This is a genomic window from Cellvibrio sp. GW822-FHT04B05 (assembly GCF_058800985.1).
This window is the reverse complement of record NZ_JBXAMU010000002.1, coordinates 26,808-52,085: the sequence shown is the minus strand read 5'-3', so window position 1 is coordinate 52,085 and position 25,278 is coordinate 26,808. Positions and strand designations below refer to the sequence as shown.

General features: G+C 47.8%; 20 protein-coding genes and 1 tRNA gene. 19 read left to right on the top strand and 2 right to left on the bottom strand.

All coding sequences use genetic code 11. From position 1 onward, the window contains the following. The first annotated feature begins 28 nt into the window (after positions 1-28). The 7 genes from AC1RJL_RS05820 (at position 29) to AC1RJL_RS05790 (ending at position 6,697) form a co-directional block, all read left to right on the top strand. Positions 29-550 (top strand): CvpA family protein, encoded by a 522-nt coding sequence (locus AC1RJL_RS05820; RefSeq protein WP_492911860.1) that lies wholly within the window; start codon positions 29-31, stop codon positions 548-550. A 28-nt stretch (positions 551-578) separates the two neighbouring features. After that, a complete protein-coding gene (gene purF / locus AC1RJL_RS05815) occupies positions 579-2,108 on the top strand; it encodes an amidophosphoribosyltransferase (RefSeq protein ID WP_492911858.1) in 1,530 nt (509 codons plus the stop codon). A 20-nt stretch (positions 2,109-2,128) separates the two neighbouring features. Beyond that, positions 2,129-3,334, top strand: a complete 1,206-nt coding sequence (locus AC1RJL_RS05810) for an O-succinylhomoserine sulfhydrylase (protein ID WP_492911856.1) — start codon at positions 2,129-2,131, stop codon at positions 3,332-3,334. Between the two features lie 85 nt (positions 3,335-3,419). After that, a tRNA-Val gene (locus tag AC1RJL_RS05805) sits at positions 3,420-3,496 on the top strand. Between the two features lie 167 nt (positions 3,497-3,663). Beyond that, positions 3,664-5,568, top strand: a complete 1,905-nt coding sequence (gene htpG, locus AC1RJL_RS05800; RefSeq protein ID WP_492911854.1) for a molecular chaperone HtpG — start codon at positions 3,664-3,666, stop codon at positions 5,566-5,568. Between the two features lie 136 nt (positions 5,569-5,704). Continuing rightward, positions 5,705-6,169 (top strand): methylglyoxal synthase, encoded by a 465-nt coding sequence (locus tag AC1RJL_RS05795; RefSeq protein WP_492911852.1) that lies wholly within the window; start codon positions 5,705-5,707, stop codon positions 6,167-6,169. Between the two features lie 312 nt (positions 6,170-6,481). Continuing rightward, complete coding sequence (locus tag AC1RJL_RS05790; RefSeq protein ID WP_133682220.1) at positions 6,482-6,697, top strand: cold-shock protein; 216 nt, start codon at positions 6,482-6,484, stop codon at positions 6,695-6,697. 83 nt (positions 6,698-6,780) lie between these two features. On the opposite strand, the gene AC1RJL_RS05785 is transcribed toward AC1RJL_RS05790, so the two are convergent. Next, positions 6,781-7,647: a CsiV family protein gene (locus tag AC1RJL_RS05785; RefSeq protein ID WP_492911850.1), complete on the bottom strand. Its 867-nt coding sequence runs from the start codon at positions 7,645-7,647 to the stop codon at positions 6,781-6,783. A gap of 47 nt (positions 7,648-7,694) precedes the next feature. Continuing rightward, on the bottom strand, positions 7,695-11,156 hold the full coding sequence (gene mfd / locus AC1RJL_RS05780; protein ID WP_492911848.1) for a transcription-repair coupling factor: 3,462 nt from the start codon (positions 11,154-11,156) through the stop codon (positions 7,695-7,697). A 630-nt stretch (positions 11,157-11,786) separates the two neighbouring features. On the opposite strand from mfd, the gene AC1RJL_RS05775 reads away from it, so the two are divergent. The 12 genes from AC1RJL_RS05775 (at position 11,787) to nuoM (ending at position 25,274) form a co-directional block, all read left to right on the top strand. Further along, a complete protein-coding gene (locus AC1RJL_RS05775) occupies positions 11,787-12,224 on the top strand; it encodes an NADH-quinone oxidoreductase subunit A (RefSeq protein WP_492911846.1) in 438 nt (145 codons plus the stop codon). A gap of 27 nt (positions 12,225-12,251) precedes the next feature. Continuing rightward, positions 12,252-12,926: a NuoB/complex I 20 kDa subunit family protein gene (locus AC1RJL_RS05770; protein WP_435785235.1), complete on the top strand. Its 675-nt coding sequence runs from the start codon at positions 12,252-12,254 to the stop codon at positions 12,924-12,926. Positions 12,927-12,981: 55 nt separating this feature from the next. Beyond that, on the top strand, positions 12,982-14,748 hold the full coding sequence (gene nuoC / locus AC1RJL_RS05765; protein ID WP_492911843.1) for an NADH-quinone oxidoreductase subunit C/D: 1,767 nt from the start codon (positions 12,982-12,984) through the stop codon (positions 14,746-14,748). 18 nt (positions 14,749-14,766) lie between these two features. Beyond that, the gene (gene nuoE, locus AC1RJL_RS05760; protein ID WP_492911841.1) at positions 14,767-15,294 is read left to right on the top strand and encodes an NADH-quinone oxidoreductase subunit NuoE; all 528 of its coding nucleotides are present in this window, start codon (positions 14,767-14,769) and stop codon (positions 15,292-15,294) included. Next, positions 15,291-16,595, top strand: a complete 1,305-nt coding sequence (nuoF, locus tag AC1RJL_RS05755) for an NADH-quinone oxidoreductase subunit NuoF (protein WP_492911839.1) — start codon at positions 15,291-15,293, stop codon at positions 16,593-16,595. Before nuoE ends, nuoF begins: the two co-directional genes overlap by 4 nt. Before the next feature lie 10 nt (positions 16,596-16,605). Beyond that, positions 16,606-19,347: an NADH-quinone oxidoreductase subunit NuoG gene (gene nuoG / locus AC1RJL_RS05750; RefSeq protein WP_492911837.1), complete on the top strand. Its 2,742-nt coding sequence runs from the start codon at positions 16,606-16,608 to the stop codon at positions 19,345-19,347. Further along, a complete protein-coding gene (gene nuoH / locus AC1RJL_RS05745) occupies positions 19,347-20,339 on the top strand; it encodes an NADH-quinone oxidoreductase subunit NuoH (protein ID WP_492911835.1) in 993 nt (330 codons plus the stop codon). The genes nuoG and nuoH overlap by 1 nt, the downstream gene beginning before the upstream one ends. Positions 20,340-20,350: 11 nt before the next feature. Further along, entirely contained in the window at positions 20,351-20,899 is a 549-nt protein-coding gene (gene nuoI / locus AC1RJL_RS05740) for an NADH-quinone oxidoreductase subunit NuoI (protein WP_492911833.1), read from the top strand. Between the two features lie 31 nt (positions 20,900-20,930). Then, positions 20,931-21,422 (top strand): NADH-quinone oxidoreductase subunit J, encoded by a 492-nt coding sequence (nuoJ, locus tag AC1RJL_RS05735; protein WP_492911831.1) that lies wholly within the window; start codon positions 20,931-20,933, stop codon positions 21,420-21,422. A gap of 104 nt (positions 21,423-21,526) precedes the next feature. Then, the gene (nuoK, locus tag AC1RJL_RS05730; protein ID WP_435785227.1) at positions 21,527-21,835 is read left to right on the top strand and encodes an NADH-quinone oxidoreductase subunit NuoK; all 309 of its coding nucleotides are present in this window, start codon (positions 21,527-21,529) and stop codon (positions 21,833-21,835) included. Beyond that, on the top strand, positions 21,832-23,697 hold the full coding sequence (gene nuoL, locus AC1RJL_RS05725) for an NADH-quinone oxidoreductase subunit L (protein ID WP_492911829.1): 1,866 nt from the start codon (positions 21,832-21,834) through the stop codon (positions 23,695-23,697). The genes nuoK and nuoL overlap by 4 nt, the downstream gene beginning before the upstream one ends. A 17-nt stretch (positions 23,698-23,714) precedes the next feature. Next, the gene (gene nuoM, locus AC1RJL_RS05720) at positions 23,715-25,274 is read left to right on the top strand and encodes an NADH-quinone oxidoreductase subunit M (RefSeq protein ID WP_492911827.1); all 1,560 of its coding nucleotides are present in this window, start codon (positions 23,715-23,717) and stop codon (positions 25,272-25,274) included. Positions 25,275-25,278: the final 4 nt, after the last annotated feature.

Genomic DNA, 25,278 nt, shown 5'->3' with positions numbered 1-25,278 from the left:
CATCAATGATTTTGGAGCGGGCGAGCGAATGAACTGGGCTGATTGGGCCATTATCGGGATTTTTTCCTTGTCCTGTTTTATCGGCTTGATTCGTGGTTTTGTGCGTGAAGCCCTTTCACTCGTTATCTGGGTTGCGGCAGTCTTGGTAGCTAAAGTCTTTGGCGGCCAGCTTGAAATTCTGCTGGTCGACCAAATTGAATCACCCTCTGTGCGCATAATGACGGCCTACGCCGTTTTGTTTGTCGCTACTCTATTGCTCGGCGCCATGCTGAGTTACCTCATTGGCGCTCTGGTGCGTGCCACTGGTATATCCGGCACAGATCGTCTCCTGGGAATGGTTTTTGGTGCGGCGCGCGCGTTTATTATCGTGATGGCGCTATTGATTCTTTTGCCCGGTTTTATTCCGGTCAATGAAGATGAGTGGTGGCGACAGTCACAATTAATTCCTCATTTCCTTGCTTGTGAGGAGTGGGTCAGGGCTGCTTATGACCAGTTCAGCCAGTGGTTAATGGCACTGTTCGGCAGTGTTGAAAGTGGCCAAAAAGTTTAAAGTTGTTAACAGTTATTGAGGCAATCTTATGTGCGGCATTGTAGGTATTGTGGGTAAGCGCGATGTGAATGTTCAGCTTTACGATGCGTTGACCATCTTGCAGCACCGCGGTCAGGATGCCGCCGGTATGGTCACCTGCGAAAATGGACGCATGAGCCAGCAGAAGGCCAATGGTTTGGTGCAGGATGTGTTTAGAACGCGTCATATGCAACGCTTGCTCGGGACCATGGGGATCGGGCACGTTCGCTATCCAACCGCAGGTAGCTCAGGCCCGGCATTGGCCCAGCCTTTCTATGTTAACTCACCTTACGGTATTGCCCTTGCGCACAACGGCAACCTGACCAACGCCGATAAGCTCAATGAAGATATTTTCAAAACTGATTTGCGTCATGTTAATACTGATTCGGATTCAGAAGTACTGCTCAATGTGTTTGCCCATGAGTTGCAGCTGCAAGGCAAACTCAACCCGACAGCTGACGATATGTTTGCCGCGGTTGCCGGTGTCCATAATCGCGTGACCGGCGGTTACGCGGTAGTAGCGTTGATCGCCAATTACGGATTGGTTGCTTTCCGCGATCCAAACGGTATTCGCCCGTTAGTGTACGGCAAGCGTCACTCGGAAGAGGGCGGTGTTGAATATATGGTTGCGTCCGAAAGTGTCGCGCTTGATGTGCTCGGTTTTGAATTGATCGGCGATGTTGCGCCGGGCGAAGCAATCTATATCACTGAAGAGGGTGAATTAAATCGTCGCCAATGCGCCAAATCACCGCGTTTGACCCCGTGTATTTTTGAGCATGTGTATTTTGCGCGTCCGGATTCAATTATGGACGGTATTTCGGTGTACAAAGCGCGGTTGCGTCAAGGCGAAAAATTGGCCGAAAAAATCCTGCGTGAACGTCCGGATCATGACATCGATGTGGTTATTCCTATTCCGGATACCAGTCGTGTAGCGGGGCAGGCTCTGGCGCAAAAGTTGGGCGTAAAATTCCGCGAGGGTTTGGTAAAAAACCGTTACATCGGGCGCACATTCATCATGCCCGGGCAGCAACAACGTAAAAAATCAGTGCGTCAAAAATTGAATCCTATCGAATTGGAATTCAGAGATAAAATTGTATTGTTAGTGGATGACTCCATCGTGCGCGGTACCACTTGCCAGCAAATTATCCAGATGGTGCGTGATGTCGGTGCCAGGAAAGTGTATTTCGCTTCAGCAGCGCCAGCGGTGAAATATCCCAATGTATACGGCATCGATATGCCAACAACGACAGAATTGATTGCAAGTGGTCGTAGTGAAGAGGAAGTGTGTGAAGAAATCGGCGCTGACTGGCTGATATATCAAGATCTGGAAGATCTGATTGCCGCATCCGCTGAAGGCAACAGCAAAGTAACTGAATTTGATTGCGCCGTATTTAACGGCGAATACTGTGCTGGCGATGTCACTCCGGAATATTTGGAGAAAGTCGCAGCAGCGCGCAACGATAATGCTAAGTCCGGCAAAAAATCCGTTAAACAAATGGAATTGCCGATTGGTTTACACAACGGTGCGGCGCGCGGATAAATTAGTGAGTTGATGAGTGTATGGAAAATTTTGACGAACCTTTAGCCGAAGATCCGCTATTCGGCGCAGCGCTGGATACACTCGCGATTCGCGCCGGGCAATCGCGCTCACACGAAGGTGAGCATAGCGAAGCGTTGTTCCTGACTTCCAGTTATGTTTTCGCTAACGCGCAAGAAGCTGCTGACCGTTTTTCCGGTGAGCAGCCGGGCAATGTTTACTCCCGTTATACCAACCCCACTGTGCGTATGTTCGAAGAGCGCATCGCTGCACTTGAAGGTGCAGAATCTGCAGTTGGAACGTCATCAGGCATGGCTGCAATTTTGTCGACCTGCATTGCACTATTGAAATCCGGTGATCACATTTTGTGTTCGCGCAGTGTATTTGGTACAACGACCGTGCTCTTCACCAAATTTTTACAAAAATTCGGTGTGACCACGACTTTTGTTAATCCAACGGATTTTGCTCAGTGGGAAGCAGGGTTCACTGCCAATACCAAATTGGTTTTTGTTGAGACTCCATCAAATCCCTTGTGCGATGTAATTGATATTCAACGCTTGGCAGATTTAACCCACTCTCGCGGTGCGTTATTGGCGGTCGATAATTGTTTCTGCACACCGGCACTGCAAAAACCACTGGAATTTGGTGCGGATTTAATTATTCATTCGGCTACCAAATACATTGATGGTCAAGGTCGTTGCCTCGGTGGTGTCGTCGCTGGCGCAAAAAAATATGTAGACGAAGTACTCGGCTTTATTCGTAGCGCTGGCCCAACCATGAGTCCATTTAACGGATGGGTATTTTTAAAAGGGCTTGAGACGCTACGTCTGCGGATGGAAGCCCATTCACGCAATGCGTTGGAATTGGCACAGTGGCTCAATGCACATCCTAACGTAGAAAAAGTATTTTATGCCGGCTTACCAAGTCATGTTGGTTATGAGTTGGCGGCAAGGCAGCAAACCGCTTTTGGTGGTGTTTTATCGTTCCGTGTGAAAGGTGGAAGAGACGAGGCCTGGAAGGTTATCGACGCAACACGCATCATGTCGCTCACTGCTAATTTAGGCGATACCAAAACCACCATCGTCCATCCGGCAACCACTACACATGGCCGTTTGTCGCCGGAACAAAAAGCTGACGCCGGCATTACCGAAAACCTGATTCGTATTGCCGTTGGTTTGGAAGATATCGGTGATTTAAAAGCCGATCTCGCACGCGGTTTAGGCCAATAATCCGCAGCAAACAGGGCAAGTCACAAAAAAGTCATTTTTGGGTCTTGTCCTGGCGGATTCACCTTGGTAAAGTGCGCGCCTCTTCAGGACTATAGCTCAGTTGGTTAGAGCACCACCTTGACATGGTGGGGGTCAGCAGTTCGAGTCTGCTTAGTCCTACCAACATCTTTAAAAAAGCCGCTTTTTAGCGGCTTTTTTATTGCCTGAATTTTCTCCCTCTTTTTATACCCTTGAATTCTTTAACGCTTGCCCCATCTAGTGCACATCTCCGCCATTCCCGGCGGTTGTTAATTGTTCCCACCTTTGTGTATGTACCCAGGAGTTAGAAAATGACCGTTGATGCCCGCAAAGAAACCCGTGGCTTCCAGACTGAAGCTAAGCAATTGCTGCATTTGATGATTCACTCGTTATATTCAAACAAGGAAATTTTCCTGCGTGAGTTGGTATCCAATGCGTCGGATGCGGCTGATAAATTACGTTTTGAGGCTGTATCGAATGGCGATTTATACGAAGGTGATACGGAGTTAAAAATCCGTATCAGTTTCGATAAGGATGCGAAAACACTGACCATCAGCGACAACGGCATAGGAATGTCGCGCGATGAGGTGATCGAGAATCTGGGAACCATTGCTAAATCCGGTACTGCGCAGTTTATGCAAAAGTTGTCGGGCGACCAGAAAAAAGATGCGCAATTGATTGGTCAGTTCGGTGTCGGTTTTTATTCTGCTTTTATTGTTGCCGATAAAGTAGTTGTGACAACTCGTCGCGCCGGTGCGGCGGTTAATGAAGCTGTGCGTTGGGAATGTTCAGGTGACGCAGAGTTTACCGTAGAGTCAGTGGAAAAAGCCGATCGCGGTATGAGTGTTGAATTGCATTTAAAAGATGATGCGTTGGAGTTTGCGGATCATTGGCGTTTGCGTTCCATCATCAAAAAATATTCTGACCATATCGCGATTCCGGTAGTAATGAAAAAACAAACTCCGGCGGGTGAAGATGCAGCAAGTACAGAACCGGAAGATGAAGTTATCAACACCGCAACTGCACTTTGGACTCGTTCACGTTCTGATGTGACCGATGAGGAATACAAAGAATTTTACAAGCATATTAGCCATGACTTTACTGATCCATTGAGCTGGAGCCATAACCGCGTAGAGGGTAATCTGGATTACACCAGTATGTTGTTCATCCCGGCGCGCGCGCCGTACGATTTGTACAATCGCGATGCATCGCGTGGTTTGAAACTGTATGTGCAACGTACCTTTATTATGGATGACGCTGAACAATTCCTGCCACTGTATCTGCGTTTTATCAAAGGGGTAGTAGACTCTAACGATTTGAGTTTGAATGTCTCCCGCGAAATCCTGCAAAAAGACCCTAACATCGATAGCATGCGTTCGGCCTTGACCAAGCGTGTATTGGATATGCTGGCGAAACTGGCAAAAAGTGAACCGGACAATTACAGCATTTTCTGGAAAGAGTTTGGCCAGGTCATTAAGGAAGGTCCGGCAGAAGATTTTGCTAACCGCGAAAAAATTGCCAAGTTGTTGCGTTTTGCTTCAACGCACACTGATACCGCCGAGCAGAACCAATCGCTTGACGACTATGTTGCGCGGATGAAAGAAGGGCAGGAGAAAATTTATTATATCGCCGCTGAAAATTTCAACACCGCAAAAAGCAGCCCGCATCTCGAGGTTTTCCGCAAGAAGGGTATTGAAGTATTGTTGTTGAGTGACCGCGTTGATGAATGGCTAATGAGTCATTTGGCCGAGTTTGATGGCAAATCATTGCAAGATGTGGGTAAAGGTGAGCTTGATTTAGGCAAGCTTGATAGCGAAGAGGAAAAGCAGGCGCAAGAGAAAGTGGCTGAAGCCTTGAAGCCTTTGTTGGAGCGCGCCAAAACGGCACTGGAGAATCAAGTATCTGAAGTGCGTATTACGCACCGTCTGACAGATTCTCCTGCTTGTGTGGTCGTGGGTGATCATGACATGGGAGCACAGATGCGTCGTATCCTCGAAGCAGCAGGACAAAAAGTGCCTGAGTCCAAGCCTATTTTTGAACTGAACCCTGAGCATCCATTGGTGAAAAAATTGGAGCAGGAAACGAGTGATGAACGCTTCGGCGATTTGGCGCATATCCTGTTTGATCAAGCTAATCTTGCGGAAGGCGCGCAGTTGCAGGATCCGGCAGCTTATGTGCAGCGTCTTAACAAATTGCTGTTAGAGCTTAGCCACTAATATCGGCCATTTTTACAGCTGTTATTAAAAATGACCTTGTCTGAGCGATCCTGTCTACACTCAGGCAAGGTCATTTTTTTACTGATAATGCAGTTGCCAGCGATTTAATTCCTCATGAATTAACCGGGAGGATTTTATGGAATATAAAGAGATTAGCTTGCCTGCTGCAAAATCGATTGCATTGGTAGCCCATGACAATAGAAAAAAAGATTTGTTGGCATGGTGTAAAAAGCATCGCGCCAATTTAAGTGCCCATACGCTGTTTGCCACCGGCACCACCGGCACCTTAATAGAAAACGAAACGGGTTTGCCAATTGCCAAGCTTATCTCTGGCCCATTGGGTGGCGATCAGCAGGTAGGTGCTTTAATCAGTGAAGGCAAGCTTGATATGTTGATCTTTTTTTGGGATCCGTTTGAGCCTATGCCACACGATCCTGATGTAAAAGCGTTATTGCGCATTGCCGCAGTGTGGAACATCCCGATTGCGTGCAACCAAAGTTCGGCTGATTTTATGGTGTCATCGCCGCTGTTCAACAATGAATCGCAGCACTGGGTGCCTGATTACGCTGCCTATATGGCGAAGCGTGCAATAACTGTATAAGCAATGTCGATGCTTGCTGGTTAATGAGGGTTTGATTGATATTTGATATATGAAGAAATAATGAAAACTCCCGATGCCTGATATGGAAAATTTTAAGGAAACTATTTTTATATTTGCAAACCAGTAAATTTGGGCAAATAAGCGACAAAAAACTCACCTCTTATTTCCAAGTTTTGTTAATATCTGTAAGCACGGGGTTTTTGGTTCTATTAACCCGGTTGTGGATAGCTGCTAGCCTGCTGTGCTGGCGATCAACGGATGAAGCAAACCGAGCAAATAACAATAAGCATCAAGGCTGTAGAGGTGTTTCATATGGCAGATCGTGAAATGGGCACTGTTAAATGGTTTAACAACGTGCGTGGATACGGTTTCATAACCAGAGGAGAAGGAGGCGAGGATATTTTTGTCCATTATCGAAATATCCGTGCGGAAGGTTACCGCTCATTAGCTGAAGGTCAAAATGTCGAGTTTCAGTTACAACAAGGTGATAAGGGCTTGCAAGCAGAAGATGTAGTTTTGCTGGGCTGATGTAAACTTCACTCGCAGTGTTACATAAAAACACCGGCAATTGCCGGTGTTTTTATTTCAGGATCAACACAAGTGCCGGCGTATTATTGAGCGGTCACCGGAGCAGTCGTGATGCGTGGATAAGGTGTGACCTGAATAATAATGCCTACTATGGGGTGATCAATGTAATGGATTTCACTGCTGCGCATATCGCGCTCTTGCTGCAGCAAAATAATATTGCGGGTAACAAATGCATTGCCCGTTGCTGTCGATGGGCTGTTACCTAACTGCTGCGCCTTATCATTTTCAAGCGCTTGCTCTAACTCCATTTCAGACTCTGTTGATAAGGCGTTAACTGATGTGGCGAGCTTATTCGGTGGCAATGGAATTTCCGGCCACTGTTGGATAATTTCTTGCCCGGTATTATTCTCAAATTGTGTAAACCATAAATTGGTTTGCAATTCCAAATAGGTAGCGACACTTAACTGGATGCTGCCTTCTAATGATTGATGTTTACCAAATGTTTGGCCGCCGTTAATGAGAATGGCTTTTGCGTTATTTTTGTTGGTAATGATTTGGCGCCATGCATTATGGAATAACACTTCAGAGCGGCCACTGCGTTGCAATTTCTGCGCTTGCGCATTCAACATCCGCTCGCTAGCGGGTAAGGCATAAAATTGTTCTTTAGTGGAATCAATCCCGGTGCCAGAACTTTTTAGTTCGACCCAATTTGCCGGATAGCGCAATTTGATATTGCTTGGCCAATGTTCCTGGCCTGCATTATCTTTGCGCGCAAACACGATCATTTCAACCTGATACCAACCTTCATGGTTATTGAACATAGTGTTGCTGGCTGGTTGGGCGCTTGCATTTGTAATACCAAACAAGGTGCCGACCGTTAATAGAATAATAGTGCGCATTACATGCGACTCCCTCAACAATAAAAAAGCGGGCGATTGTTTGATAAGCATAATGATTTCCTGAATGATATCCGGACATTAAAAATGTATTTTGTAATTTAAATTTTTGGATTTAAATACCTAAGCAAATCTGTCACTGCCTGGATGCGCTTTTCTGTTGTATCCAAATCCATCGCGAATTTCAGTTGGTTGGCGCCTTCCAATTTATAAACACGTGGTTGGCTTTGTACCAATTTAACAATAAGTAGTGGATCAACGCGGGTATCGCTCGCAAATTCCACTTTGCCGCCGCGATTATTTGCTTCCAGTTTGGTAATGCCAATCGCTTCTGCGCTCAATTTAATTTGTGTTACGCGGAACAGGTTTTTAATTTGCTCCGGTAAGAGACCGAAGCGATCAATCATTTCAACCTGCAAATCCCGCAACGATTCTTCGCTATCTGCATTCGCAAGGCGTTTGTACATCACCAGGCGCGTATGTACGTCCGGCAGGTAATCTGCTGGAATTAATGCTGGAATACGCAGGTTGATTTCTATTGCTTCGCTAAGTGCTTTTTCCAGATCTGCTTGTTTACCCTGGCGGATGGCTTTTACCGCACGATCCAGCATATCCATATAAAGTGAGAAGCCAATCGTCTGTATCTGGCCGCTTTGTTCTTCGCCCAATAATTCTCCGGCGCCGCGGATTTCCATATCGTAAGTGGCAAGGGTAAAGCCAGCCCCCAAATCTTCAGCGGCGCTGATGGCTTCAAGTCGTTTGTGCGCATCGTCAGTCATTGCACGGCGATCAGGAGTTAATAAATACGCGTAGGCTTGGTGGTGTGAGCGACCCACGCGGCCGCGCAATTGGTGCAGTTGCGCGAGACCAAACTTATCGGCGCGATTGATAATAATGGTATTGGCACTAGGTATATCGATACCGGTTTCAATAATGGTAGTACATACCATAATGTTAAAACGTTTGTGATAAAAATCTGACATGACTCGTTCAAGGTCGCGCTCGCGCATCTGGCCGTGGCCTACACCGATGCGTGCTTCCGGGATCAGTTCCTGTAAATCACGCGCGACTTTTTCGATAGTATCGACTTCGTTATGCAGATAATAAACCTGACCGCCACGCAATATTTCCCGCAGGATTGCTTCTTTAATAGTCGCTTCATCATAAGTTCGTACGAAGGTTTTTACGGAGAGCCGGCGTGCCGGCGGGGTGGCGATAATCGATAAATCGCGAATGCCGGCCATCGACATATTCAGCGTACGCGGAATTGGCGTGGCAGTCAGGGTGAGGATATCGATCTCGGCACGCAGGGCTTTGATCTGGTCTTTTTGCCGTACGCCAAAGCGGTGTTCTTCATCAATAATTAATAACCCGAGATCTTTAAATTTGATATCGGGTGATAAAAGTTTATGGGTGCCTACAACAATATCTACTTTGCCTTCGGTTAATCGCTCCAGTACTTGGTTGATTTCTTTCGTGGTGCGGAAGCGGGAGAGCACTTCAATTGTGATCGGCCAGTCCGCAAATCTATCTTTTAAAGACTCATAGTGTTGTTGTGCAAGCAGGGTAGTAGGAGCAAGTATCACCACTTGTTTGCCACCATGGGCAGCAATAAATGCCGCGCGCATGGCGACTTCGGTTTTACCGAAGCCAACGTCGCCACATACGAGGCGATCCATTGGTTTGCGTGAGAGCATATCCTCAATAACGGCTTCAATTGCACGTTGTTGATCAGCGGTTTCCTCAAACGGAAAACTTGCTGCAAATGCATCGTAAGCCGTTTTGGGATCAGGAAAAGCATGGCCTTTACGTGCAGCGCGGCGCGCATAAACTTCAAGCAGTTCTGCAGCGGTATCGCGAATTTGTTCAGCAGCTTTGCGTCGCGCCTTTTGCCAGGACTCACTACCAAGTCGATGTAAGGGTGCTAAATTATCTTCAGCTCCACCGTAGCGACTGATTAAATGCAGGCTGGTGACAGGAACATAAAGTTTGGCTTCGTCCGCGTATTCCAGGGTTAAAAATTCATTGGTTTGATTGTCGATAGTGATGGTCTCCAAACCGCGATAGCGGCCGACACCGTGATCAATATGGACAACCGATGCTCCAATCTTTAATTCAGTCAGGTTTTTTACTATCAGGTCAGCATTGTCTTGCGTTTGTTTGCGTCGACGTTGCTGTTGAATCCGCTCGCCAAACAATTGTGATTCAGAAATCAAGGCAATTTTGGGATTGGTTTGTAGCAGTCCTTGTTCCAAAGGCGCGACTGTAATCGCAAGCTTTTCACTTTGGGTAAGAAACTCTCCCCAACTATTGACCGTTGCAGGTCGAATCCTGATGCGGCTAAGTAGTTCTAATAGCGTTTCGCGGCGGCCGGCAGACTCCGCGCAAAATAATACGCGGCCATCAAACTCCATTAAGAAGGATTGGATCGCTATCAATGGGTTTTCGGCCTGCGCGCGAATGGGTAGCGATGGCGTAGCGGTGGTAGCAAAATTGTAATTGCCTGCCTTATCGTCCAATGTGTTGGCTTCAATAAATGTTCGGCCGTAGCTTTTCAAGTGACCGAAAAACTCATCAATCGCCAGATAGATATCGCGTGGCGCGAGCAGCGGGCGTAAAGGATCTACACGGCGACTTTCATAGCGGCGCAACAACTCGACCCAAAAATTTTCGGCCGATTTTTCAATATCACCCAGCGCATACACTTGCGTGTTTTGCGGGAGATAATCAAATAGTGTACTGCAGCTTTCAAAGAATAACGGTAAGTAATATTCGATACCAGGCGGCGAGATCCCGGCGCTGACATCCTGGAAAATCGGGCAGGCTTTGTGGTTTACATCGAAGCGTTCCAGCCACTGTTGTTTGAATAAACTGATACCGCTTTTATTGAGTGGAAATTCTTTTGCTGGCAATAGTTGGATTTTTTCGACCTTATCGATTGTCATTTGTGTTTCGGGGTCGAAGGTGCGCAGGCTTTCAATTTCATCATCAAACAGATCAATGCGATAGGGCGTGTTGCTACCCATCGGAAATATATCCATGAGTGAGCCGCGCACAGCAAACTCGCCATGTTCGTAAACAGTATCGACACAGTGATAACCGGCTCGTTCAAGATTGGAGCGTAACTGGCTGGTATCTATTTTTTCGCCAACGGCCACCATCAAACTATTGCCGACAAGATAGGTTTGCGGCATGAGGCGTTGCAGTAGGGTTGTGACGGGTACAACCAAAATACCTTGTTTGACGTTGGGTAATTTATAGAGTGTGCTTAGCCGCTCGGAAATGATGTCCTGATGCGGTGAGATAGTGTCGTATGGGAGTGTTTCCCAATCTGCTAAATGTAAAACGGCCAGATGTTCCTGGTCTTTTGCAAAAAAAGATAATTCACCTTCAAGGCGAATCGCGGTGCTGGTGTCTGCGGTTACCACCAGGCTCAGCCCGTTATGCGCTAGTGCTGCATTAACAATAGCGAGTGATTGCGCACTGCCATGCAATTGTCCCCATGATTGTTTATTGCCGGGACGATTCGATAGGGGAGGTGTAGCGGGTGACTGTAAAACCATAGAAAACCTGAGTCGCTATTTAAAAGAGAAATGGTGAATACGCGTTACGGCTGTAGATGTGAACATCAAGGGAATGGAATCGTTCAACAGCTTATCGATAAACCGGTGAGTGCCGACTGGGCGATTTGCGTTTTCATTGGCCGGATTTGTATCGCTTTATTCGGCGGACATTGTACCTGTCCGGGGGAAAGGCTCTAGTATGAAATCGCAGAAATAAAATAAATGCGGTTATTAATTAAGCGGTTTTTCATTGTGAACGAAAATTTTTTGCAGTAAGTGCTTCAAATACCTGAAACTTTTTTGTAATCGAGGTTTGAGTCTGGTTCGATAGTTGCTACAATGCGGTGCGTTTCCATAAGCGGTTTTCAAAACACTTTGGCAGTGCAGGCATTTTTGGGCACGGGATGCGAATTATTACGACGGAATTTACGCCTTTTTTGCACACCGTTTATTGTTATCCATAGAGAATGCCGGCCGATTTCAATTCGCCTCAATTTTTTATAAGTCTTTTTGTCGAGCATGCCTGGTTAATGACGACATCATAAACTTTGCATTCTACTATCGCAATAAGATTAATTATCATCTGCGTATTATTTGCATTTTGCGTGATTCGCTGTGGGAGATTACTTGATGTCAATTGACACCATTGCGCATAACTGGTCCTTCGCTATTTATATCTTTGGCGTTCTTTTTGTCTGTGTATTTATGCTTGCTATTCCCGTTCTTATGGGGGGGCGCAGTAAGGGCAGGGCTAAAACCGAGCCATTTGAATCCGGTATTGTCTCTGTAGGTGGCGCACGCCTACGTCTCTCGGCGAAATTTTATTTGGTCGCCATGTTTTTTGTGATTTTCGATATTGAAGCATTGTTCCTTTTCGCCTGGTCTGTATCGGTACGTGAAAGCGGTTGGGCTGGCTTTATCGAAGTAGTCATTTTTGTTTCTGTTCTTCTCGTCGGTCTTTTTTACATCTGGCGCATTGGTGCGCTCGACTGGTCATCTGAAGCGCGTCGTCGTCGTATTAACGATGCGGCTAAAGCTAAAACTGACGTTACTGCAAACTCCAATTAAGTTACCAAGCATCCTGAGGTTTTCCTGATGGACTATACCCTGACGCGTATTGATTCTGACAATTCAGAAGTTCGCTACCCTGAACAACCCCGGGAGCGGGTAAGTGATCCACTGGAAGATCAGGTTCACAAAAATATTTACTTGGGCAAGCTGGAGGATATGGTCCACGGCGCTGTCAACTGGGGGCGTAAAAATTCTCTCTGGCCCTACAACTTCGGTTTATCCTGCTGCTATGTGGAAATGGCGACTGCTTTTACCGCACCTCATGACTTGGCGCGCTTCGGTGCAGAAGTAATTCGTGCATCGCCCCGTCAGGCTGACTTGATGGTGGTAGCAGGTACCTGCTTTATGAAGATGGCTCCTGTTGTTCAGCGCCTGTATGACCAAATGCTCGAACCCAAGTGGGTTATATCCATGGGCTCCTGCGCGAACTCGGGTGGCATGTACGATATTTACTCCGTTGTGCAGGGCGTTGATAAGTTTCTCCCGGTTGATCTGTATATCCCGGGCTGTCCTCCACGTCCCGAAGCTTTTTTGCAAGGTTTGATGTTGTTGCAGGAATCGATTGGCAAAGAGCGTCGCCCATTGACTTGGGTCGGCGGTGACCAGGGCGTATATCGTCCGGTAATGCCGGCACAGCGGGATGTTAAACAGGCGGAGCGTATCCAGGTAGTAAACCTGCGCGAGCCTGATGGCGTATAACCTGCCGGTTTGCGTCTTCCTTCAAAGAATTTTAATTTTAGTGATGAGCTGATAGATGGCTGAGAATGCGACTCTAGATACTGCTTTGCCTCCGGTAGTGAGCGAACTGTTTGCTGAATTTGGTGAGGGAACCTTTGTGGTTCAGCCGACCAAAGATGACGTTCCTACACTTTGGGTAACGCGCGATAAGGTGGTTGAGGTATTGCGTTTTCTGCGCGATTTACCGAAGCCTTATTCAATGCTGTATGACCTGAGTGCGATGGATGAGCGTTTACGTACTCATCGCTACGGTTTGCCAGCGTCGGATTTTACCGTTTTCTATCATCTGCTCTCGATTGAGCGCAACAGCGATGTGCGTATCAAGGTTGCTCTCTCTTCTGATAGTTTGAGTGTCCCCAGCGTTATCAAAATCTGGCCCAACGCCAACTGGTATGAGCGTGAAGTTTGGGATTTATTTGGCATTGAGTTTGATGGCCATCCATTGCTGGTACGCATCATGCTGCCGCGTACCTGGAAAGGGCATCCTCTGCGCAAGGATTATCCTGCGCGTGCGACTGAATTCGATCCGTTTATGCTGAACGCTGCAAAGCAGGAAGCTGAACAGGAAGGCTTGCGTTTCAACCCCGAAGAGTGGGGCATGAAGCGCGGTACCAAGGATGAGGACTTCATGTTCCTCAACCTCGGTCCTAACCACCCGAGTGCGCACGGTGCTTTCCGTATTGTGTTGCAATTGGATGGTGAAGAAATTCTCGATTGTGTTCCGGATATTGGTTATCACCACCGCGGCGCGGAAAAAATGGGTGAGCGTCAATCCTGGCACAGTTTCATTCCTTACACCGACCGTATCGATTACCTCGGTGGAGTAATGAACAACCTGCCTTACGTATTGGCAGTGGAAAAACTTGCCGGTATCAAAGTGCCGTCACGTGTTGAAACCATCCGTGTGATGATGGCTGAATTTTTCCGTATTACCAGTCACTTATTGTTCCTGGGTACCTACATCCAGGACGTTGGCGGTATGACGCCAATCTTCTTCATGTTTACCGACCGTATGAAAGCTTACGATGTAATCGAGGCTATAACCGGCGGGCGTATGCATCCGGCTTGGTACCGTATCGGCGGTGTTGCCCACGATCTTCCAAACGGCTGGCAAAAACTGGTGCGTGATTTTGTTGAGTGGATGCCTAAACGTCTTGCCGAATACGAAAAAGCTGCAATCAGAAACAGCGTTTTAAAATCACGTACTATCGGTATCGCCCAGTACAACTCCAAAGAAGCTATTGAGTGGGGTGTAACGGGTCCGGGTTTGCGTGCAACCGGTATTGATTTTGACCTGCGTAAAGCGCGTCCTTATTCCGGTTATCAGAATTTTGATTTTGATGTTCCCCTTGCCCACAATGGTGATGCTTACGACCGCTGTCTGGTTCGCGTTGAAGAAATGCGTCAGAGCTTGCGTATCATCAAACAATGTTTGGACAACATGCCTGAAGGTCCATACAAGGCCGATCATCCATTGACTTGTCCGCCGCCGAAAGAAAAAACCTTGCAGCACATCGAGACCTTGATCACTCACTTCCTGAGTGTTTCCTGGGGGCCGATCATGCCAGCAGGTGAGGCGAGTCAGTTGATCGAGGCAACCAAAGGCATCAATAGTTATTATCTGACCAGTGACAACTCCACCATGAGTTATCGCACCCGTATCCGTACACCGAGTTTTGCGCATTTGCAGCAAATGCCCTCGGTGATTAACGGCAGTATGATTCCCGATTTGATTGCTTACCTGGCCAGTATCGATTTTGTAATGGCCGATGTTGACCGCTAATTATCAAAGTAAACCAATATGATTATTTGTACTGACAATGATTCTTTTAAGGCTGATAGTCGTCCCAATGTCGAGCCTTATATCCTGGCCGATGAAGACCGTGCTGAAATTGAGCACCACATTCATCACTACGATGATGCGCGCGCTGCTTCTATTGATGCATTGAAAGTGATCCAGCGTCGCCATGGCTGGGTGCCTGACGGCGCTATTCAACCAGTGGCAGATTTGCTTGGAATTTCCGCGCCGGATCTCGAAGGTGTAGCGACATTTTATAGTTTGATTTTCCGTCGTCCTGTTGGCCGTAACGTTATCAAAGTCTGCGATAGCATCGCCTGTCATTTGAACGATTTTGAAGTCGTCCAAGATGCAATTATCAAGCACATTAATGTTGGCCTTGGTGAAACAACAGCAGATGATCGTTACACGCTCATCCCGATTTGCTGTTTGGGTACTTGCGATAAAGCGCCGGCCATCATGATCAATGATGACACCCACACCAATCTGACTCCCGAGCAAATTCCGGCACTGTTGGAGAAATATGTATGACAGCCCTTTCCAACCTTGGCGAAATTAAACCGCTGACGTATCGCATTGTTGATAACAAGCCGGTAGTCGATATCAAAGAATATGAAGCACTGGATGGTTATTTGTCAGTGCGCACAGCAATTCCTGCAATGTCGCCTGCTGATGTTCAGGCAGCAGTAAAAGATGCAAACCTGCGTGGCCGCGGCGGCGCAGGTTTCCCAGCGGGCATTAAGTGGGGTTTGATTCCCATGGGGCCAGACGCCGGTGCAAAATATCTCGTCTGTAATGCGGACGAAATGGAGCCTGGAACTTTTAAAGATCGTTTGCTAATGGAATGTCTGCCGCATCAATTAGTGGAAGGCATGATCATCGCGGCTTACGCGATCCAGGCAAAACGCGCTTACATCTTTTTGCGCGGTGAATATGTTCTTGCTGCAAAACATTTGAATGAAGCAATTGAGCAAGCCAACGCAAAAGGCTATCTCGGTGAAAACATTTTAGGTTCTGGCTGGAGTCTCGATATGCATGTGCATACCGGGGCAGGGCGTTATATCTGTGGTGAAGAAACCGCATTGATCAACTCGCTTGAAGGCCGTCGCGCCAATCCAAGAGCCAAACCGCCGTTCCCGCAAATTGCCGGTCTATGGGGTCGGCCAACTATCGTTAACAACGTGGAAACCCTGAGCAATTTATCGCACATCATCAACCGTGGTGCGGATTGGTTTAAAGGTTTGTCCCAAGGCAAAAGCCCCGATGGCGGTACCAAGATTTATGGTGCTTCCGGCAAGGTGAAAAATCCGGGTTTATGGGAGTTGCCAATCGGCACTACTGCACGCGAAATCATTTATGAACACGCTGGCGGTATGCGCGATGGCTTGGAGTTGAAAGCCTGGTTGCCCGGCGGTGCGTCTACCGACTTCCTCACTCCTGATCATCTGGATCTGGCGATGGACTTTGACACCATTATGAAAGCAGGCAGCCGTATGGGTACTGGCTTGGTGATGGTTGTTGATCACACCCAGAGCATGGTATCTGCGGTGCGCAACCTCGAACAGTTCTTTGCGCGTGAATCTTGCGGTTGGTGTACTCCTTGCCGCGATGGTTTGCCTTGGTCTGTAAAAATGCTATTGGCGATTGAGCGCGGTGAGGGTAAGCCGGAATATCTGGATATCCTGCAGCAACTTACTCGTCAGTTGGGCCCAGGTAAAACATTCTGCGCACATGCGCCGGGTGCGATGGAGCCACTGCAAAGTGCATTGAAATATTTCCGTTCCGAATTTGAACAAGGTATAGCCCCGGCAATTGCTGCGGCTAATGCGTAAAGGCTCAGTCATGGCTACGATTCACGTTGATGGTAAACAATTAGAAGTTAACGGCGCAGACAACCTGTTGCAGGCGTGTTTGTCGTTAGGCTTGGACATTCCCTACTTCTGCTGGCACCCGGCGCTAGGCAGTGTTGGGGCGTGTCGCCAATGCGCAGTTAAACAATATGCTAATGCTGACGATAAACGCGGCCGCTTAGTGATGTCGTGTATGACTCCGGCAACCGATAACACTTTCATTTCGATTGATGATGAAGAGGCGAAAGAGTTTCGCGCTAGCGTTGTTGAATGGTTGATGACTAACCATCCGCACGATTGCCCGGTGTGTGAAGAGGGCGGTCACTGTCACTTGCAAGATATGACAGTAATGACCGGTCACGATTCACGTCGCTATGATTTCACCAAGCGCACCCACCTTAATCAGGAATTGGGTTCGTTTATCAGCCATGAAATGAACCGCTGTATCGCATGTTATCGCTGTGTGCGTTATTACAACGATTACGCTGATGGTTCAGATCTGGGCGTGTACGGTGCACATGACAACGTTTATTTCGGTCGTGTTGAAAGCGGTACCTTGGAAAGCGAGTTCTCTGGCAACCTGGTAGAAGTTTGCCCTACCGGTGTCTTCACCGACAAAACCCACTCCGAGCGTTACAACCGTAAGTGGGATATGCAGTTTGCTCCGAGCGTATGCCAGGGTTGTTCAGTCGGCTGTAACATCAGCCCCGGTGAGCGCTACGGTGAATTGCGCCGTATCGAAAACCGTTACAACGGTTCTATCAACCATTATTTCCTGTGTGACAAAGGCCGTTTTGGTTATGGTTATGTCAATAACAAAGATCGCCCACGTGTTCCACTGTTGCGTGCAACTAACGGCCTTGGTGCAACTACTTTGGATGGTGCATTGGACTGGGCAATTGCCGCGCTTAAAAACTCCAAAAAAGTAGTGGGTATTGGTTCACCGCGTGCAAGCATTGAGACCAATTACGCGTTGCGTTCATTGGTTGGTGCAGAAAACTTCAGCGCTGGTTTTGAAGTTGCTGAGCAGGCGCGTGTTGAATTAGTGCTGGATATTCTGCAAAACAGTGGTTTGCACACTCCGCCAGTACGTGACCTCGAAAACAAAGATGCTGTATTTATTCTGGGTGAAGATTTAACCCAAACCGCAGCGCGTATTGCGCTGGCATTGCGTCAGGCAGTGAAAGGCAAAGCCTATGAAATGGCTGCCGAAAAACGCGTATCCGAATGGGCTGCTGAGGCAATTAAAAATATTGGCCAACACGCCAAGAGTCCATTGTTTATCGCCAGCTTTGAAGCAACTCGTCTGGATGATGCAGCAACTGAAACCTATCGTGCACCTGTAGAAAGTATTGCGCGTCTTGGTTTTGCAGTAGCAAATATTATCGACAGCAATGCACCTGCTGCGAATGATTTGAGCGATGCTGAGCGTGCACTTGCACAAACCATCGCTGATGCATTGCTCGCTGCAAAAGCACCATTGGTTGTGTCTGGTACTTCTGCAGGTTCAGAGGCTGTTATAAAAGCCGCTGCAAACATTGCGCTTGCATTGAAAACTCGTGAGAAGGCAGTTGCAATTACATTAGTTGTACCGGAAGTGAATAGCTTGGGTGCTGCTTACCTCAGCAATAAATCAATGGGCGGCAAATCAGTGATTGATGCATTGACTGCATTGAAAGATGGCACTGCTGATACAGTGGTTATCGCTGAAAATGATTTGTATCGTCGCGCGCCGAAAGAGCTGGTTGATGCAGCATTATCTGCAGCGAAATCTGTGATCGTTCTCGATCACCAAGTGACTGCGGTACAAGAAAAAGCACACCTCGTATTATCCGGTGCAAGCTTTGCGGAGGCGGACGGTACGGTGATTAACTGTGAAGGTCGTGCACAACGTTTCTTCCAGGTTTATGACCCGGCATTTTATGATGCGAAAATTCAGGTAAAAGAAGGCTGGCGTTGGTTACATGCTATCCATACTGCGGTTGACAATAAACCTTTCTCATGGACCCAGTTAGATGAAGTAATTGATGCGATTGTTACTGATATTCCTGTGCTCGCTGAAATTCGCGATGCGGCACCAAATGCTGATTTCCGTATTAAAGGTTTGAAGCTGGCGCGTGAGCCACGTCGTTATTCCGGCCGTACTGCAATGCGCGCAAATATCAGCGTTCATGAGCCGCGTGCATCACAAGATACCGACTCAGCATTAGTGCACTCGATGGAAGGTTATGTTGGTCCAGAGAATCCAGCTGCGCTGACATCATTTGCATGGGCTCCGGGTTGGAACTCTCCGCAAGCCTGGAACAAATTCCAGGATGAAGTTGGCGGGCATTCACGTAAAGGTGATGCGGGCAAACGCTTGATCGAAGCAAATGCCAATGCCAGCTTCAATTACTTCAGCGATGTTCCTGCTGTTTTTGTTCCATCCGATAGCAAACTGCGTGTTGCGCCTCTCTACCATATGTTTGGTAGCGAAGAGATGACTTCAAAAGCAGCCGTTGTTGCGGAAAGGATACCCGCTCCTTATGTGGCAATTTCTGTCGCTGATGCCGAACGTATCGGTATCAAAGACAATTCGACAGTCATTGTGCGCATCGTTAACAACAATCTGCGCCTGCCTGTAAAAGTCAGTTCAACGCTTGCAACTGGCAGCTTGGGTTTGCCGGTTGGCCTGAAAGGTATTCCAACATTCGTTGGTGAAACCTGGGCGCAAGTTATGCAGGAGGCTGTGTAATGTTTGATTGGATTACCCCGGATCTGGCTAACATTTTCTTCACCGTTTTCCAGGGCGTCGTCATTCTGTTGGTAACTGTGTTACTCGCCGCTTACCTTAGTTTGATTGAGCGTAAATTACTTGCATGGTGGCAGGATCGTTACGGTCCCAATCGTGTTGGTCCTTTTGGTATGTTCCAGATTGTGGCCGACATGTTCAAAATGTTTTTTAAAGAAGACTGGACTCCGCCATTTGCCGATAAATTAACGTTCCGCCTTGCGCCAGCAATCGCTATGGGAACTATTTTGCTGTCAATGGCAGTAGTTCCGGTAACCCCAACTTGGGGTGTGATTGATTTAAATATCGGCCTGTTGTTTTTCTTTGGTATGGCGGGCCTTGCTGTTTACTCGGTAATGTTTGGTGCATGGTCATCCAATAACAAATACGCGTTGCTTGGTGGCATGCGCGCCGCCGCACAAACGGTAAGTTACGAAGTATTTATGGGATTGGCACTGATGGGTGTTGTAGCGCAAGCGGGATCATTCAGCTTGCGTGACATTGTTGAGGCACAGTCCAACCTTTGGAATATCATTCCGCAATTCTTTGGTTTCTGCACATTCCTTATTGCCGGTATTGCGATAACTCACCGTCATCCATTCGACCAACCGGAGGCTGAACAAGAATTGGCTGATGGTTATCACATCGAATACTCAGGTATGAAGTGGGGGATGTTCTTTGTTGCAGAGTACATTGGTGTGGTAGTAGTTTCTGCAATGATCGTGACGCTGTTTTTCGGTGGTTGGCAACCTTTGCCTTATCTTGAATTCATTCCACCATTCATTTGGTTTGCGGTAAAAACAGCATTCTTTATCATGTTGTTTGTACTGGTGCGTGGCTCCTTGATGCGTCCTCGTTATGACCACGTAATGAAATTCAGCTGGTTGGTTTGTCTGCCTCTGACATTGATCAACTTACTTGTAACCGGCGCTGTTGTGCTGCTGAATCAGGGCTAAGGTAAATTATTATGGTGAAAAAAATAATCTCCCTTGTAAAAGGCGCTGGTACTCAGGTGCGCAGTGTGGCGATGGTTTTCAGCCACGGTTTCCGTAAGCGTGACACCATCCAATATCCGGAAGAAAAAGTATATCTACCGCCGCGCTATCGCGGGCGTATTGTGCTGACTCGTGATCCGGACGGTGAGGAGCGTTGCGTAGCCTGTAACCTTTGTGCGGTTGCCTGTCCTGTTGGTTGTATCTCGTTGCAAAAAGCGGAAACCGAGGATAGCCGCTGGTATCCCGAGTTTTTCCGTATCAATTTCTCGCGTTGTATTTTCTGCGGGATGTGCGAAGAAGCTTGTCCGACAACTGCAATTCAATTGACTCCGGATTTTGAAATGGCGGAATACAACCGTCAGGATCTGGTATATGAGAAAGAGCATTTGTTAATTTCCGGCCCGGGTAAAAATCCGGATTACAACTTTTATCGTGTTTCCGGTATGGCGATTGCGGGCAAGCCGAAAGGTGCTGCGCAAAATGAAGCCAAGCCTATTGATGTAAAAAGTTTGTTGCCTTAATTCCGGTCCGATTGAAGAGAAGAGACATTCGATGGAAATTGCATTTTACATTGCCGCCGCAATCGCGATTTATTCAACCTTGCGTGTAATCATTAACACCAATCCGGTTCATGCACTGTTGAGCCTGATTGTGTCGCTGTTAGCGGTTGCTGCCATATTCTTTATGCTGGGTTCTCCTTTTGCCGGTGCGCTTGAAATTATCGTGTATGCCGGTGCCATTATGGTGCTGTTCGTATTCGTGGTGATGATGCTCAACGTAGGTCCGGCAGTAGCTATGCAGGAGCGCGCCTGGTTAACACCGAAAAGCTGGATTGTGCCGGGGATTCTTGCAGCAATTCTTTTAGCCGAGATGCTTTTCCTGTTGCGCGATGGTACCTGGAGTCAAGCTGGCCACACATTGGTGGATGCAAAACAGGTGGGTGTTTCCCTGTTTGGTCCATATCTGTTGGTGGTTGAACTTGCCTCATTGCTACTGCTGGCGGCACTGGTTTCTGCGTACCATTTAGGTAAGCGCGAAGACTGATACAGTCGAAAACAATTTAAAAATGAAGCTGTCCGGCTCCCCGTTGGCGGAATACCGGATAAATGGCAAAGCGCGTTGCGCGTAATCGAAAAAGGTGTGCGTAAATGATAGCAATACCTATGGAGCAGGGCCTTGCGGTAGCGGGTGTGCTCTTTGTACTGGGGCTGGTTGGGGTGATGGTTCGCCGCAACATTCTATTTTTGTTGATGTGCCTTGAAGTAATGATGAATGCCGCCGCCTTGGCATTTGTTGTTGCTGGTAGCCGCTGGGGTATGCCTGATGGACAAGTCATGTTCATTCTGATTCTTACCTTGGCTGCAGCTGAAGCAAGTATCGGTTTGGCGATAGTGTTGCAATTTTATCGTCGCCATCATTCCCTGGATATTGACGTTGCGAGTGAGATGCGCGGATGAATTTTCTCTACTTAACATTCCTGTTTCCCGCAATCGGCTTTTTACTATTAGCTACATTGCGCACCCGTCTTTCTGAAAATGTGGCCGCTGCTATCGGTGTCGGCTCTTTGGGGCTTTCAGCCTTAACGACTGTTTATGTCGGGATCGATTTTTTAAATAACGTAGAGCAGGGCGGCAAATACGTACAAACACTTTGGTCGTGGATGCAGGTTGGTGATTTTGACGCGAGCTTCGGTCTGCATTTGGATGGCCTGTCCTTAACAATGCTGGGTGTAATCACCGGTGTCGGCTTCTTCATCCATCTGTTTGCCTCTTGGTACATGCGCGGTGAAGCAGGTTACGAGCGTTTTTTCTCTTACATGAACCTCTTCGTTGCCAGCATGGTATTGCTGGTATTGGGCGATAACCTTGCGCTCTTGTATCTGGGTTGGGAAGGTGTAGGCCTGTGTAGTTATCTATTGATTGGTTTCTATTATTCAGACCGCGCAAACGGCGAGGCTGCCATCAAAGCATTTACTGTTACCCGTGTGGGCGACGTGTTTATGGCGATCGGTATTTTTATTATTTTCCAACAACTGGGCACTTTGGATATCCAGGAAATCCTGGTTCTGGCTCCGCAAAAGTGGAGTGAAGGCGACCCGATGGTTGTTGCTGCTTCGTTGATGCTATTGGGTGGTGCAGTAGGTAAATCTGCACAATTGCCACTCCAAACATGGCTGGCAGATGCGATGGCGGGCCCAACACCGGTTTCTGCCTTGATCCATGCCGCAACAATGGTAACCGCAGGTGTTTACTTGATTGCTCGTACCCACACCGTATTTGAGCTGGCTCCGGATGTATTGTTGCTGGTGGGTGTAGTGGGAGCAGTTACCTTGTTGATCGCTGGTTTCTCGGCGTTGGTGCAAACCGATATCAAACGCGTACTCGCCTATTCCACTATGAGCCAGATCGGCTATATGTTCCTTGCGCTGGGCGTTAGCGCTTGGGATGCTGCGATATTCCATCTGATGACTCACGCATTCTTTAAAGCCTTATTGTTCCTTTCCGCTGGTGCAGTCATTATTGCGTGTCACCACGAGCAAAATATTTTCAAGATGGGCGGCCTCTGGAAAAAGATTCCATTTGTTTACGCCTGCTTCCTGGTGGGTGGCGGCGCTCTTGCGGCCTTCCCATTCCTGACCGTCGGCTTCTTCAGTAAAGATGCAATCTTGTTGCAAGCATATGCAAGTGGGCATACCAATTTGTTCTGGGCTGGATTGGTGGGGGCATTGTTCACCTCTATCTATACCTTCCGCCTGATCTTTATTGTTTTCCACGGCGAAGAGAAAACCCATGCACATGCGATCCACGGTATCTCCTATTGGCTGCCGCTTGGCGTGCTGTTGGTGCTTTCGACTTTCGTAGGCGCATTGATTCATCAACCGCTGGAAGGCGTGTTGCCTGAGTTCACTTCTCCAATACTGGAAGAGTCCAAGCATTTCGTTGAAATACTCGCTATCGGTACTGGCTTGATCGGTTTGGCATTGGCATTCGTCTTCTTCTGGGGCGAGCGCCGCATCGCCAAAGCTATTGCAGAAAGCGGATTGGGTCGTTTGTTGTCACCAATATTGCGCGATGGCTGTGGTTTTGATTGGTTATACAACTGGTTGTTCGTAAAACCTTATCTGTTTATCGCGGCCATCAATCGCCACGATGTCATTGGCAAATTGTTTGATTTGATCCCGTCACTGGCAAAACTGGGTAACAGCGCGATGAGCGTGACCGAAAACGGTCGCGTGCGCTGGTACGCCACCAGTATTGCGTTGGGTGCGGTGTTAGTGCTGGGCGCTGTCCTGGTTTTACAAGTTACTTTTACTCATTAAGAAGGATAAGCCAGACCATGACTCTTTCGGCACTGATCCTGATCCCGTTTGTTGGCGGCTTTTTGTGCTGGCTAAGCGAGCGATTAGGCGCAGGCGTCCCACGGTGGATTGCCCTTATTAGTATGTTTCTTGTGCTCGCCATAGGTGTAAATCTGTGGCTTACCGGTGATTACACCAGTATTACTGGTACCGGTGGGCTTAATTGGCAAGTTGAAGAACAGTATTCCTGGATTCCCATTTTAGGAGTCAGTATCCATTTCGGCCTGGATGGTTTGTCACTGGTGATGGTATTGCTCACCGGTTTGCTGGGTGTGGTTGCAGTTGGTTGCTCGTGGAAAGAAATTAAAACCAATATCGGCGCATTCCACATGAATTTGCTGTGGAGCTTGGCCGGTGTTCTCGGCGTATTCCTCGCACTGGATATGATGTTGTTTTTCTTCTTCTGGGAAATGATGTTGATTCCGGTCTATTTCCTGATTGCGCTCTGGGGGCATTCTGCTCATAACGGTACGGTACGTGTTAAGGCAGCAACTAAATTCTTCATCTACACCCAGGTGGGTGGATTGGTGATGCTGGTTGGTATCCTTGCCCTGGTATTTGTTAACTTCAATGCGACCCAGCAGCTCAGTTTTGATTATGAGACCCTGCTTGGCGCGCACAAACTAATGAGTTCGGAAGTACAGTTTGCGCTGATGATGTGTTTCTTCATTGGCTTCGCGGTTAAGTTGCCTATTGTTCCTGTGCATGCATGGTTGCCGGATGCACACGCCGAAGCCCCGACTGCAGGTAGCGTTGACCTCGCCGGTATCCTCTTGAAAACGGCGGGTTACGGTATGTTGCGTTTTACCTTGCCATTCTTCCCGGATGCTTCGCAGGAATTTGCCAATACCGCAATGTTGCTTGGTGTGGTGGGTATTTTCTATGGCGCTTTTCTGGCATTCGTTCAAACTGATATCAAACGCTTGATCGCATACACCAGTATTTCCCATATGGGCTTTGTACTGATCGGTATTTACTCCGGCAATTTGTTAACGCTGCAAGGCTTAGTGATACAAATGCTGGCTCATGGTTTGTGTGCCGGCGGCCTGTTTATTCTTGCTGGTCAACTGTACGAGCGCACTGGTACCCGTGATATGCGTGAAATGGGCGGCCTCTGGGCAAGATTTACTTATTTGCCGCCGCTGTTAATGTTCTTCGCTGCTGCGTTACTGGGTATTCCGGGAACAGCCAACTTTATTGGTGAATTCCTGATTTTGCTAGGTGCTTTCAAAGTAGTCCCAGTGATCACTATTGTTGCGACGGCGAGCTTGGTATTGGCTGGTGTTTACTCGCTGATCCTGATTCATCGCACTTTGTTTGGCCAACCCTCTTCAGAACAAAGATTCGCAGATCTGTCCGCCCGTGAAATCGGTCTGGTAGTGTCTCTTGCGTTAATTCTATTGGTAGTTGGTTTCTATCCACAACCGCTACTGAATGTGTCTGTGGATGCGATGACTTTTATCCAGCAAACCTATGCACCGGCAGATGTTTCAGTACCTCTGCCAATTGGGGGCTCAGCGTCCCCAGTCGCTCCATGAGGTC